The sequence below is a fragment of the Rhodococcus sp. R1101 genome (genome assembly GCF_000278445.1).
GTDB lineage: Bacteria > Actinomycetota > Actinomycetes > Mycobacteriales > Mycobacteriaceae > Rhodococcus > Rhodococcus gordoniae.
In genome coordinates this window covers 1-14,832 of sequence record NZ_AJVB01000052.1, presented here as the reverse complement: position 1 = coordinate 14,832, position 14,832 = coordinate 1, and the positions used below count along the sequence as shown (strand labels likewise).

2 protein-coding genes and 1 pseudogene are annotated in these 14,832 nt (G+C 68.5%); all 3 read right to left on the bottom strand.

The genetic code is table 11. The features are described from left to right. Positions 1-288: 288 nt before the first annotated feature. Complete coding sequence (locus tag R1101_RS0106305) at positions 289-1,344, bottom strand: alpha/beta hydrolase (protein WP_037222322.1); 1,056 nt, start codon at positions 1,342-1,344, stop codon at positions 289-291. 142 nt (positions 1,345-1,486) lie between these two features. Further along, entirely contained in the window at positions 1,487-5,332 is a 3,846-nt protein-coding gene (locus R1101_RS29420; protein WP_232284688.1) for an amino acid adenylation domain-containing protein, read from the bottom strand. A gap of 1,418 nt (positions 5,333-6,750) precedes the next feature. Continuing rightward, positions 6,751-14,832, bottom strand: a pseudogene (locus tag R1101_RS30875) (amino acid adenylation domain-containing protein); the annotation flags it as partial.

Below are 14,832 nucleotides of genomic sequence, written 5' to 3'. Positions count from 1 at the left end.
ACGCCGAGGTCCACAACGTGTGGGTTCAGACGGCTGCCCTGATTCGCCCGCCGACCACTCCACGATCCTCGTACGACCCGAATCACTCCACCTCGTGAAGTCGGCGCTCGACCCCGGATACGCTGAGGCCCACGCGGTGCCGTGCGACCTGCCCGAGAACGGATAGCGCCGGCGGCCTCGGCCGCCACGGACACCCGGCGATTCGCTCGTCGACACGGAAAGGCCCCTACCGCCCGGAAGCGGTAGGGGCCTTTCCGATCGGTCACACGAACCGACCGACGAGGACGGTCAGAGGCCGAGGGCCTTCTGCAGCACCGGCCACGAGTCCTTCAGATCGTCCTGCCAGTAACCCCACGAATGGGTGCCGGAGTCGCGGAAGTTGTAGGTGGCGGGGATGTCCAGCTCGTCGAGGCGGGTACGGAGGTTGTGCGTGCAGTAGTTGGTCGCCGCTTCGATGACGCCGCCGACCACGATCTGGTTGGCGAGCACGTCGACCTGGCCGTCGATCTCCGGACCGTTCAGGGTGTCGTAGCGCCCCGGCAGGCCCGTGCCGTTGGAGATGTAGAGATCGAGACCGCGCAGCTCCTCGGCGTGCACGTAGGGATCGTTCTCGGCCCAGGCCGGATCGTTCAGCTCACCCCACATGTTGCGGGTGTCGCCGCCACCCCAGGTCTCGACGACGAGCTTGACGAACTGCTGCCCGATCGGGTCGGAGGTCTGGGCGCAGCCGCTGTACGCTGCGACGCCCTGGTACAGGCCGGGAGCAGCGATGGGCAGCTGCAGGACCGACGTACCCGAGGACGACAGACCCGCGATCGCGTTGATCCCGTTCGTACCGAGCGCCGCGTCGATCAGCGGCGGGATCTCCTTCGTCAGGAAGGTCTCCCACTTGTTGACACCGAGAACCGGGTCCTCTTCCTTCCAGTCGGTGTAATAGCTCCACTTGCCACCGACCGGGGAGACGACGTTGACGTTCTTGTCCTTCATGAACTCGATCGCGTCGGTGCGGAAGCGCCAGGTCGCGCTGTCCTCGCCACCACCGGCTCCGTTGAGGAGATACAGCGTCGGGCGCGGCTCGCTGGTGTCGGCGGGACGCCAGACGTCGAGCAGGATCTCCTTGTCCATCGAGGCGGAGTAGACGTAGACGAGCAGCTGCTGCTCGCCGTAGTTTTCGATACGGGTGATCTTCGAGCCGTTTTCGCTGGTCACCGACTGGAGCGGCTGTTGGCTCTCGGCCACAGGGTCTGCCGGCTGGGCAATTGCCGGAGCCACCGACAACGCAGCCGAGAAAACTGCGCATGCCGCGCCGACGGTCAGTACGCGAAGTCGTCCGGATCCTCGCATCGGATGCCTCATACGGTTCTCTCACCTTTTCGAATAGGCAGTGGTGGTCGGCGTCGGGCGCGGTGCGGTCCGATGCTCGAACGGAACCTACCCGATGGCGGCCTACGTACAGTTACATGCGTCGTCGTCCGGGAGCAACTCGTTACATCCACTCCCTGTGGAGGTGTTCTTCGAGCACCGGCCCGATCGCTGCCAGCGACTCGGGTGTGGTCATCGCGCCGTGCACACAGTCGATCGGAACGTCCGAGATGGTGCCGGTCACCAGGTGCGACCAGCGTCCCGCGGCACCGTCCTGGGCGGGCGGATGATCGGCCGCGCTGAAGTACATCAGGTCTCCCTCGAACACCCCGGGGGTGTGCGACGCGATGAGTTCCGCCGATCGCAGCGCACTCTCGTACAGATTGCGGAAACGCTCCGCGGTGAGCGTGACCATCTCCTGCGGAACGGTCTCCATCACGCGCTGGAGGTGCTCGTCCGACAGGCTCGTCACGTCGGCCGAGTCGTCGAGGACGACGCCGATCTGTTCGAGCTCGTCGCGGATCGCTCCCCGGAAGTCGCCGACATCCAGATTCAGATGGCTGTCGAGCATGGCGAGGCAGTCGACGCGCTCCCCCGCCGCCTGCAGTTGCACGGCCATCTCGTGCGCGAGCACACCACCGAGCGACCAGCCCATGAGGTTGTACGGACCGTGTGGCTGCACCGTCCGGATCTCCTCGACGTATCGCGCCGCCATCCCGGCCAGGGACTCCGGCAGGTATCCGTCCTCCGACAACGCCTTCGACTGGACGCCGTAGATCGGCCGATCGTGCACGAAGCGGGTCAGGCCCGAGTACGTCCACGCGAGTCCGTACATCGGATGGACACAGAACAGTGGTGCCCGGGAACCGCGTGCGCGGAGCGGGAGCAGCACCTGCATCGCACTGTCGGCGAAGGGATCGAACTCCTCGCCGGCGTCGCGTTCGGCCGAGATGCGTCCTGCCAGTGCAGCGACGGTGGGGTCCGTGAACAACCACTGGACGCGGACGTCGGCGCCCACGCTGTCGCGGAGCCGGCTCGCGACCTGCGTCGCATTCAACGAGTTGCCGCCGAGCGCGAAGAAGTCGTCGTCCACACCGACCTTCTCGACGCCGAGCACCTCCTCGACGACGCCTGCGACGAGCTCCTCGAGCGGAGTACGCGGCGCCGTGTACGCGACGGTGTCGATCACCGGGGTGGGCAGCGCCTTCCGGTCGAGCTTGCCGTTGGCGTTGAGCGGCAGTTCGCGCAAGGGCACGAGCACCGCAGGCACCATGTACGACGGCAGCGAATGCCGCGCATGCACGGCGAGTTCGCCGACATCCAGCGACACTCCTTCGGCGGCGACGACATAGGCCGCGAGGCGGTCGCCTCCGTCCGGTCCCGCGACGACGGTGACCACGGCGCGCGCCACCTCCGGTCGCGATACGAGCACTGCTTCGATCTCACCGAGCTCGATGCGCTGCCCGCGCAGTTTGACCTGGAAATCGGACCGGCCGAGGTAGTCGAGTCTGCCGTCCTCCCTCCACCGGACGAGGTCTCCGGTGCGGTACAACCGCGCTCCGGTGTTGCGGGGATCGGCGACGAAACGCTCCGCCGTGAGAACCGCTGCGTGGGCGTATCCGCGGGAGAGTTGCACTCCCCCGACGTACAGTTCGCCGACGCTTCCGACCGGCACCGGCCGGAGCCGGCTGTCGAGTACGTGCACCGTCGTGTTGGCGACCGGTGCACCGATCGGCACCGGCCGGCCGTGCACTCGGGCCGTGTCCACACTGGTGACCACGGTTGCTTCCGCAGGGCCGTACCAGTTGACGAGTGCCGCCGTGCCGATCGCCCGGTAGGCGTCGACGGTGTCGGCGGTCAGTTCCTCCCCGGCCGCGAAGACGTACTTCAGCGATGCGAGGTCGCCGGCATCCGCGGACTCGCAGAAGACATCGAGCATGGACGGCACGAAATGCACCGAGCTCACCGACCGGAGACGGATCGTCTCGGCGAGATACTGCGGGTCGCGGTGCCCGTCGGGCCGGGCCACCACGACCGTCGCCCCGGTCTGCAACGGCCAGAACAATTCCCATGTGGAGATGTCGAAGGTGACGGGAGTCTTGTGCAGGACCACATCCCCCACGGAATGCGGGAATGTGCGCTGCGCCCAGCGGAACTGGTTGGCGACCTGCCGGTGGGTGATCTGGACGCCCTTGGGACGGCCCGTCGACCCCGACGTGTAGATCACGTAGGCCGTGTTGTCGGGCCTCAGGGAGCCGAGCCGTTCGCAGTCGTCGAGAGGGTGAGAGGGCAGGTGACCGAGGTCGAGGCGATCCACGTCGATCACCGGAACGGTCGTCGCGAGGTCGACACCGTCGCGGCTCGTGGTGAGGACGCATGCGGGACGCGCCCCGTCGAGTACGAGCGCGGTGCGATCGGCGGGATGATCCGGGTCGATGGGTACGTACCCACCACCGGCCTTGACGATCGCGTAGATTGCGAGCGGCAGTTCGAGCGAGCGCCGCATCGCCACTGCGACGAGCGTCTCCGGCCCCACGCCCAGTGCGACGAGGTGCCGGGCGAGCCGGTTGGCTTCCGCGTCGAAGGTCGCGTAGTCCCACTCGGTGTCCTCGAACACGAGCGCCGGCACCTGTGGGGTGCGGGCCGCCTGCTCCTCGAACAACGACACCAGCGTCGCCTCGTCGAGCAGTTCGGGGACGTCCGTCGCATTCCATCGGTCGAGACGCGCCCGATCGTGTCCGGTCGACACGTCGAGCTGCCCGATCCGCCGGTCGACCGACTCGGCGAACGCGTCGAGCACGACCTCCAGCCGGTCGGCCACGTCGCACGCGAAGGTCCCGCCGATCACGTCCTCCAGATACTTCACCGTCACCCGCACCCGGTCGTCGGCGACCACCATGAGGGTCAGCGGATAGTGTGTGCCGCTGGCCGCGTCCACGGCGGCGACGTCGAGACCGATGCCGGAGCGCGCCTCCGACAGGGCGGCCGCGTCCACCGGGAACGATTCGAAGACCACGAGCGAATCGAACAGTGCGTCCGCACCGGCCGACTCCTGGATCTCGGCCAACCCGAGATAGTGGTGATCGAGAAGCTCACCCTGTTCGCGTTGCACCGTCGACGCCAGGTTCGCGACGGTCTCGTCCGGGTCGATGCGCACCCGGACGGGGACTGCGTTGAGGAACAGGCCGACCATCGACTCGATACCGGGTAGCTGTGGCGGACGTCCGGATACGGTTGCGCCGAAGACGACGTCGTCGCGGTCGGTCATCCGGGAGAGCAACAGCCCCCACGCCGTCTGCACCATGGTGTTGAGGGTGACGCCGAGTCGGCGCGCCGTCGCGGACAGCTTTGCCGTGGTTTCCGGCGTGAGTTCGAAACCGGCTTCACCGATGCCCGCCTCGATCCCGCGAGCGGTGTCGAGCGTGGTGATCGTCGTGGGACCGTCCAGGCCGTCGAGCGAGCGCTTCCATGCCTCCCGCGATTCGGCGTGATCCCGTGCGTGCAGCCACTCGAGATAGTCCCGATAGGGAGCGACGGGCGGCAGCACGGCCGGATCCGCGTCGGCTGCGTACAGCACGAGCATGTCGCGCATCAGCAGCGGCATCGACCAGCCGTCGATGAGGATGTGATGGCTCGTGACGAGCAGATCGACACGGTCCGAGGCGGCACGGAACAGGGTGAACCGCAGCAGCGGGGCGCGGTCCATCACGAAATGCGTTGCGAGATCCTCGGCTTTCGCCTGCTCGATGCGCGCGTCGATCGCGTCCGGGTCGCCGGCCTCGGTGACGTCCACCTCACGCCACGGAACCTCGATCCCGCGCTGCACGACCTGCACCGGCACACCGCTGCGCGTCGTGGTGAACGCCGCGCACAGGTTGGGGTAGCGGTCGAGCAGGGTCTGTGCGGCCCGGTGCAGCCGGGCGGTGTCGAGATCACCGCGGAGACGGAGCACGAACTGGGTCGTGTACACGTCGACACCGTCGCTCGCGAGCAGGGCGTGGAACAACATGCCCTGCTGCGAGGGGGGGTGAGCGGCCACACGTCCTCGAGGCCCGGGTACCGCTGCTCCCATATCTCGATGTCGTCGGCATCCGCGTCGACGAGGGGCAGGTCGGAGGGGGTGAGTCCGCCGATACCGGGTTGTGCCGCGTACCGGGCGAGTGCGTCCACCGTCGCGGTCCATGTCCGGACCACGTCGGCGAGTTCGTCTTCGTGGACGCGCGCGGGATCGGCGGTGAGGGTCACGGCGAGTTCCCCCGCAACCGACGAGGCGTGGATTTCGAGCCGATGTTCCGGTGCGGTACGGAAGACGGGCCGGATCCCGTGTTCGGCGGACAACCGCCAGGCCTCGCGCATGCCCCCGTCGCGTGGTTCGCCGTGCAGGGTCACCATCGTGTCGGGATCAGCCGTCACCGCGTCGTCGGACGACCGGCGCAGCGCCGCACGGAGTTGTTCCTTGACGGCCTTGACGAGTGGGGCCGCCCCTTCGGGCCCGGTGAGTTCCCCGACCCCGTCCAGGTCGATGCGCGCCGGATACTGCACCTGCAGGCCGCCGACCGTCCGGGACGTGCCGGCCGCAGATGCGAGTCGTCGCCCGTCGGCGCCCACCACGAGATCGACCTGTGCCGACCCGCCGGTGCCGGTGACCGCGACCGCAGCGACCGCGACGAGCACGTCGATCGGTTCGGCGCGGAAGGCCGCAGCCAGATCGGCGAAGACGGATGCGGTGTCCGAGGCCGAATGACGGACGGTGGCCCCGAGGGGAGCCCGCTCGTCCGAATCCGCAGTCGCGACTCTCGTCACCGGCGCGGCCGGAGGCGTCGCGAACGTGTTCGACCATGCCCGCGCCGAGACCTTCTCGGCCGCCACGGTGGGGGTGCGACCGGCGGCACGGGCGGTCCAGGCGGCGGCCAGATCGTCGGCGAGCACCTGCCACGACACTCCGTCGACGGCGACCGCGTCGCCGACGGCCACGAGCAGATCGGAGTCACCGGCGGACACCCGGACGAATTGCACGACGATGCCGGCAGCCGGGTCCAGCCGGTCTGCGGCCTCCCGCACGACGCGGTCGACGATCTCCTCGAGCGCAAGGGGGCCTTCGATCACCTGGTGCCGCAACACCTTCGAGATATCGAGGGCCGACGCGGCAACGACCCGCGGGGACTCGTCGACCTCGCGCGGCACGACCAGACGCAGCAGCGGATGCGCCGCGAGTACAGCGGTCAGGCACTCGGCCGGCCCGTCGTCGTCGACTCCGCCCGGCATCTCGATGACGACACTCGTGACACCGTGGTGCCCGCCTGCGCGAACACGCGCGATCTCGGGTGTCCGAGGAGCGGTGTCCTCGGCTGCAGGATCCGCCTCCGCCTCCCCTGCCTCCGTGGCAGCCCCGGCATCGACGAGTTCGGCGAGCGCCGCGACCGTCTTCCGTTCGAAGACGTCGCGCGGGCTCAGTTCGAATCCGAGCGCCCGGGCTCGGGCGACGAACTGGATGGACACGATACTGTCGCCACCGAGGGCGAAGAACGAGTCGTCGGCGCCGATCTCGTCGACACCGAGGATCTCGGCGAAGATCCCGGCGATCGCGGTCTCCGCCGGAGTCGACGGTGCGCGACGCTCCGTGGAAGCGAACACCGGTTCCGGCAGGGCCTTCTTGTCGAGCTTGCCCACCGGGGTCAACGGCACCCGGTCGATGACGACGACGGCCGTGGGCACCATGTAGTCGGGCAGTGACCCGGCCACGAACCCGAGCAGTTCGTCGGTGTCGACGGTCCGCGCTTCGCACGGCTTGACGTAGGTCACGAGAACTACGGCGCCGGCTGCGGTCTCGTGCCCGAGAGTAGCCGCGAAGTCGACGTCCGGATGTGCGACGAAGGCCGCGTCGACCTCCCCCAGCTCGATCCGGAACCCGCGGATCTTGACCTGCTGGTCGGCACGTCCGACGTACTCGAGTTCTCCGCCTGCGGCCCAGCGGACGAGATCGCCCGTGCGGTACAGGCGTTGCCCGTCGCCGAACGGGGATGCGACGAACCGTTCCGAGGTGAGCCCGGCCCGGCGGTGATATCCGCGGGTCAGCGCCGGTCCCGAGAGGTAGAGCTCGCCGGTGACGCCGAGCGGGACGGGATGCAGCCGGGCATCGAGCACGTGCGCACCCACACCGCGCAACGGATGACCGATAGGCATCGCGCCTCCCGGCACGAGCGGTTCGGAGCTGGTGGTGATACACGTGGTCTCGGTCGGGCCGTACACGTTGTAGAACCGACGGTCGCTTCCCCACCGGGTCACCAGATCGGAGGAGTACGCCTCGCCGCCGACCATCACCGCCTCGAGTTCACCGAGGCCGGACGGATCGACGGTGGCCAGCGCGGCCGGAGTGACGAAGGCGTGCGTGACGGCCTCGCGCCGCAGGACGGCCGCAAGTTCCTCGCCGCCGTAGATCGCGGGCGGCACGATCACCATCGTCGCTCCCGCTCCGACCGCGAGAAGCATCTCGAGCACGGACGCGTCGAAGCTCGGTGAAGCGAACTGCAGGGTGCGTGCGTCGGCCGTGATTCGGAAGGTCTCGCATTGCGCGCGTGCGAGATTCGCCAGACCCGCATGGGTCGAGACGACACCCTTCGGCCGGCCGGTGGAGCCGGAAGTGTAGATGACGTAGGCCGCGTTGCCGACGCGGATCGCGCCGTGCAGTTCCGTCGCCTCGATCGGCTCGGACGACATCCGGTCGCATCTGTCCCGGAACTCGTCGTCGTCGAGCACGAGCCACTCGGCGCCGGGGAGCCTGCCGGCGTGAGCCGAGGAGGTGACGCCGAGACGCGCTCCCGAATCCTCCAGCATGTAGGCGATACGGTCGGCCGGATAATCGGGGTCGATGGGCACATAGGCCGCCCCCGTCTTGGCGACCGCCCATACCGCCCGGATCATGTCGATCGAGCGTGGGAAGGCGAGGCCGACGAACGTCTCCGGACCGGCACCGTGGTCGAGGAGCACCCGGGCGAGACGGTTCGTCTGCTCGTCCAGCTCGCGATAGGTCAGTGCCTCGTCGCCGCAACGCACGGCGGTGCGGTCCGGTCCCCCCGCCACGGCGAGCGACAGGAGCCGTGACAGGTTCTGCGGCTCGACCGATTCGGCGCCGCGCACTCCCGCGAGACGTGCACGTTCGTCGGCGTCGAGGATGTCCACGTCGCCGATCGCCCGGTCGGTGTCGGCGAGGACACCGTCGAGGAAACGCACGAAGCGACGCGCGAAGCCGTCGATCGTGTTCTCGTCGAACAGGTCTCGCGCATACGAGAACTCGGCCGCCATACCGGCCGGTTCGCCGGTCCGATCGAATTGTTCGGCGAGGGTGAGCGACAGGTCGAATTTGGCGACGTCGATATCGGAGTCCACGATGCCGAAACTCAGGCCCGGCAGATCGAAACCGGTCCGGCCCAGGTTCTCGAAGGAGAGTGCGACCTGGAACAGTGGCTGCCGCGCGGTGGACCGTTCCGGCGCCAGGATCTCGACCAGTCTCTCGAACGGGATATCGGCGTGTGCGAACGCATCGAGATCCGTCTCACGTGCCTCGGCGAGCAGGTCGGCGAACGACCGGTCGCCACGCGGCGCGGTCCGCAGCACGAGGGTGTTGACGAACATGCCGATCAGGTCGTCGAGTTCCTCGTGTCCGCGGCCGGCGACGGGTGTGCCGATCGCGATGTCGACGTCACCGGTGATGCGGTGCAGGAAGCCGGCGAGTGCGGCGTGCAGCACCATGAACAGGGTCGCGTTGTGTGTGCGAGCGACCTCGGTGAGCCCGTGATGGGTCGACGGGTCGACGACGAAGCGCACCTTGCCACCTCGCATCGACTGCACGGGCGGGCGCGGGCGATCGGTGGGCAGGGCGATCTCGTCGGCGATGCCGGCAAGGGCGTTCTTCCAGTAGGCCGCCTGTCCGGCGAGGACCGAGGCGGGATCGTCCTCCGAACCGAGCATCCGCCGCTGCCACAGAGCGAAGTCGGCGTACTGGATCGGAAGTGCCGCCCAGGCGGGCACCGCGCCCGTCGAGCGTGCGCTGTAGGCGACCACGAGGTCTCGCGTGAGCGGCCCGACCGACCAGCCGTCGGCGCTGATGTGGTGCACCACCGTCACGAGGACGTGCTCGGTCGCCGCGAGACGGAACAGCGCGAGCCGGACCGGGATCTCGGTGGTGACATCGAAGCCGCGCGCGACGATGTCGTGTACCCGGGCCGGCAGGTCGGTCTCGGTCACGTCGACGGGTTCGAGGCGAACGGTGGCCTCCACTGCCGGGAGGATCTGCTGGATCGGACCATCCGTCCCGCGCGGATACCGCGTACGCAGGGTCTCGTGTCGCGCCACGACGTCGTTGACGGCGTGCTGCAGGGCCTCGGCGTCGAGCGATCCGGACAGCCGCACCGCCGCGGCGACGTTGTAGGCGGGCGAGGACGTGTCGAACTGGTTGACGAACCACATCCGCTGCTGCGCCAGCGAGAGGGGAATCTCCACCGGGCGAATCACCGGGACGAGAGGTTCGTGGTGTTCGACCGCGGAGAACTGCTCGAGGCGGGCAGCGAGCGCACCCACGCCGGGGGCCTCGAACAGTGTGCGGACGGGAACGCGCAGTCCCGATGTCTTACCGAGACGCGCGACGACCTGGGTGGCGAGCAACGAGTTGCCGCCGAGATCGAAGAAGTCGTCGTCCAGACCGATGCGGTCGACGCCGAGCACTTCCGCGAACACACCGGCCACGGTCTGCTCGATCGTCGTGGTCGGGGCGCGGAACTCCGTGGACTCGAAGACGGGCGCGGGAAGTGCTGCGCGGTGGAGCTTTCCGTTGGCGGTCAGCGGAAGCTCGGTCAGAACGACGAACGTCCCGGGGATCATGTATTCGGGCAGTTCCCGGGCGAGAGCCTCGGCGACCCGGCCGGTGTCGACGACCGCACCGGCAGCGGGAACCAGGTACGCGACGAGCCGATCACCGAGACGCGCATCGTGGTGCGCGGTCACGACGGCCGCAGCGATGCCGTCGAGGCGACGGAGTGCCGATTCGATCTCCTCGAGTTCGATGCGGAAACCGCGGATCTTCACCTGGAAGTCGGAGCGGCCCCGGTATTCGATCTCGCCGTCGGTGCGGAGCACCGCGAGATCACCGGTGCGGTACATGCGCGTCCCGGCCGGTCCGAACGGGTCGGCGACGAAGCGGTCCGCCGTCAGGGCCGGTCGATCCTGGTAGCCGCGTGCGAGCTGGATACCGGCGAGGTAGAGCTCCCCGATCACCCCGGCGGGCACCGGATGGAGGCGCCGATCGAGGATGTGGACGCGGGTGTTCCATTCGGGTGTGCCGATCGGCACGACGTGCTCGTCCGCGTCGTCGACCTCGTGCGAGGTGACCGACACGGCGGCTTCGGTCGGGCCGTAGAGGTTGAACAGTGCTGCACGGTGGGTCCGGCGGAACGCGCGAGCGGTCGTGGCCGGCAGCGCTTCACCGATCGCGAGGACGGCGCGCACGGATTCGGGGAGCGACCCCTCCGAGGCGGTCATGAGCATCTCGAGCATCGAGGGCACCAGGTGCACGACGGTGACACCCTGCTCCTGCATCGTGGCAAGCAGATAGTCCGGGTCCTGATGACCGTCCGGTCGTGCCACGACCAACCGGCCGCCTGTGGTGGGCGCCGACCAGAACTCCCACACCGACAGGTCGAACGTCGAGGCGGTCTTGAGGAGCACGACGTCGTCGGGGCCGAGATCGAATTCCTCGGCCTTCCACAGCAACTGGTTGGTGACGGCGCGGTGGCTGACCGCGACGCCCTTAGGCCGGCCGGTCGATCCGGACGTGAAGATCACGTATGCGAGATCGTCGGGCCGCAGCGGTGAGCTCCGGTGCGCGTCGAGTACCGGACCGGACGGATACCGGGCCGTGTCGATCTCGTCGAGGTCGACGATCTTCGGCAGATCGAGGGCGCAGGTCCGGCGACCGTCGCCGTTCGTGAGGACGACCGTGGGGGCGCTCGTCTCCAGGATGTACTCGACGCGGGCCACGGGCATCGCGGGATCGATCGGTACGTATGCCGCACCCGTCTTCGCGACCGCGTACATCGCGATGGGGAGCTCCGCACAACGCGGCAGGAGGAGCGCGACACGATCCTCCGTACCGACACCCCGCTCGAGCAGCATGTGCGCGAGCCGGTTGACCTCGGTGTCGAGCTCCGCATAGGTCCAGTGCCTGTCACCCGATACGAGAGCCACCGCGTCCGGTCGGCGTGCGACCTGCTCGTCGAACAGGGTCACCAATGTGGCGGAACCGTCCGTGGTCCGGTCGGTGTCGCCGAGCTCGGCGAGCCGTCGCCGATCGGCCTCCCCGAGCAGATCGATGTCGCCCACCACGACGTCCGGGTCGGCGGTCACCGCGCGCAGGACCGTCTCGAGCAGTTCGGTGAACCGCACGACCGTGGACTCGTCGAACAGGTCGGTGGCGTAGGTGACGAAACCGCCGACACCGAGGGGCGATCCGTCCTCGGCGTAATGGTCCGCGACGATGAAGTGCAGGTCGAATTGGGAGATCTCGGTCTCGATGTCGAGACCCGTGACCGTCAGGCCCGGCAGTTCGAGGCTCGACCGCTCGACGTTCTGGAACGACAGGCCGACCTGGAACAGGGGGTGCCGCGCCTGCGATCTGGTGGGGTTGAGGATCTCGACGATCCTCTCGAACGGCAGGTCCGCATTGGCGTAGGCGTCGAGATCGATCTCCCGCACGCGGTCGAGGAGCTCGCCGAATCGCGCGTCGTCGTCCACTCGGGTGCGGAACACGAGCGTGTTGACGAACATGCCGATGACGTCGTCGAGCCGGGCCTCGCCGCGACCCGCGATCGGCGTGCCGACCGCGATGTCGGAACTCGCGCTCAATCGTGACAGGAGGACCGCGAGTGCTGCATGGAACGTCATGAACAGCGACGCCCCGCGCTCGCGCGAGAGAGACGACAGCGCGGAGTGCACGTCCGCCGGGATCCGCAACGGAACGCGGCGGCCTCGCAGGGACTGCACCGGTGGGCGGGGACGGTCGATCGGCAGTTCCAGCTGGTCGGGAAGACCGTCGAGGACCTCGACCCAGTACCGGATCTGCGCTGCCGCGACGGAATCCGCGTCGGATTCGGAGCCGAGCACCTCGCGTTGCCACAGGCTGTAGTCGGCGTACTGCACCGGCAGCGGCGTCCACGACGGACGTTCACCTGCGAGTCGCGACATGTACGCGGTCATCAGGTCGCGGGTGAGCGGCGCCATCGACGACGCGTCGGCACTGATGTGGTGGACGACGAACGCGAGCACGTGGTCGTCGGCATCCAGGCAGAACAGCCTGGCACGAAGCGGGGCATCGGCCGTGACGTCGAATCCGGCGACGGCCAACGCGGTGACGGCGGCTTCGAGATCACCGGGGACGATCTCGACCGGTGTCAGATCGGGAACGGCCCCGGCCGCCGGCAGCACGACCTGCACCGGACCGTCCTCGGACTCCGGGTAGACGGTGCGCAGGATTTCGTGCCGATCGATCACGTCGGCGACCGCGGCTTCGAGAGCCCGGGCGTCGAGAGATCCCGTGATCCGGAGCGCCACCGGCAGGTTGTAGGCCGGCGACTCCGGATCGAATCGGTTGAGGAACCACATGCGCTGCTGTGCGAGCGACAGTGGCACGCGCTCGGGACGGGGCCGGGCCTCGAGACGGGGCCGGTCCTCACCCGTTCCGTGCGATTCGAGGCGCACGGCCAGCGCCGCGACCGTGGGCGATTCGAACAGTTCCCGAACCGGGACCCGTGTGCCGAGTGCGTCGGAGATCCGTGATGCGACGCGCGTCGCGACGAGCGAGTTGCCGCCGAGTTCGAAGAAGTCGTCGTCGGCACCCACCCGGGCCACGCCGAGCACGTCGGCGTAGACACCCGCCACGATCTCCTCGATCGGGGTACGAGCCGCGCGGAACTCGCGTGCTTCGAAGACCGGTGCGGGCAGGGCCTTGCGGTCGAGCTTCCCGCTGGTGTTCAAGGGGAACTCGTCGAGCGCGACGACGGCCGAGGGCACCATGTAGGAAGGCAACGTCTTCTTCACCGCATCGAGCAGCGCCGCCCGGTCGACGGTGTGTCCCGGTGCCGGCACGACGTACGCGACCAGTTGCTCACCGGTGGAAGTGGGCACGACGAGCGCGACTGCCTGCGATACCTCGGCGCAGCCGAGCAGAGCCGTCTCGATCTCGCCGAGTTCGATGCGCTGGCCGCGGAACTTGACCTGGAAGTCGGTGCGACCCAGATAGTCCAGGACGAGCTCTCCCGCAGCGGTACGACGCCACCGCACGAGGTCGCCGGTGCGGTACATCCGGCTCCCCGGTCGTCCGAGCGGACTCGCGACGAATCTGTCGGAGGACAGGTCGGGGCGCTTCTCGTAACCCCGAGCGAGTTGAACCCCGCCGAGATACAGCTCGCCCGGCGTCCCGACCGGTGTGGGAGCCAGACGCGAGTCGAGGACGTAGACCTGCACGTTCCACTCGGGCACACCGATCGGCACGGCGTGACCGTCGCCGTCGGCCGGCCAATAGGTGGCCGAGACCGCCGCCTCGGTCGGGCCGTAGAGATTGTGGAGCGCCGCATCGCCGAGCCGGCGGAAGGCCGACACCGTTTCCGGCGGCAGTGCCTCTCCGATGACGAACACGTGCCGCAGGCTCGCGCAGCTGCCGGCGGGTGCCTGTGCGGCGAAGACGGTGAGCATCGACGGGACGAAATCGGTGAGGGTGACGCGGTGACGTGTGACGGCATCCGCCACCCACGCCGGGTCGCGATGGGCGTCGTGGGGCGCCACGACGAGGGTCCCCCCGGTGCGCAGTGGCAGGAAGTATCCCCAGAGCGAGACGTCGAAGGTCGTGGCGGTCTTCTGCAGGTACACGTCGCTTCCGGCGATGTCGTACTCGGCAGCCATCCACTCGAGCTGGTTGACGATCGCTTCGTGGGGAACGGACACACCCTTCGGCCGTCCCGTCGAACCCGACGTGAAGATCACGTAGGCCGGGGATGCGGGCTGTACGGTGCCGCGCAGTTCGTCCTCCCGGACAGGATGCGCGTCGTACCCATCCGTCTCCAGGGTGTCGAGGAGGATCGGGGCGATTCCTTCGGGGAGGTCGTCGGCGTCCGCGCTCGTGCTGAGCACACACACCGGTCGGGCGGTGTCGAGGATGTGGCCGATCCGGTCGGCCGGATGGTCGGGATCGAGCGGCACGTAGGCACCGCCGGCGGTGACGACCGCGTACATGGCGACCACGAGATCGATCGACCTCCGGATCCCCAGGGCCACGAGCGATTCCGGTCCGACCCCGGACGAGATCAGGTGCCGCGCGAGTCGGTTGACGCGTGCGTCGAACTCGGCATAGGTGAGCGACTCGTCGCCGAAGAGGACCGCGGTCGCTCCCGGGACGCGGTCGACCTGGGCCCGATAACGTGACAG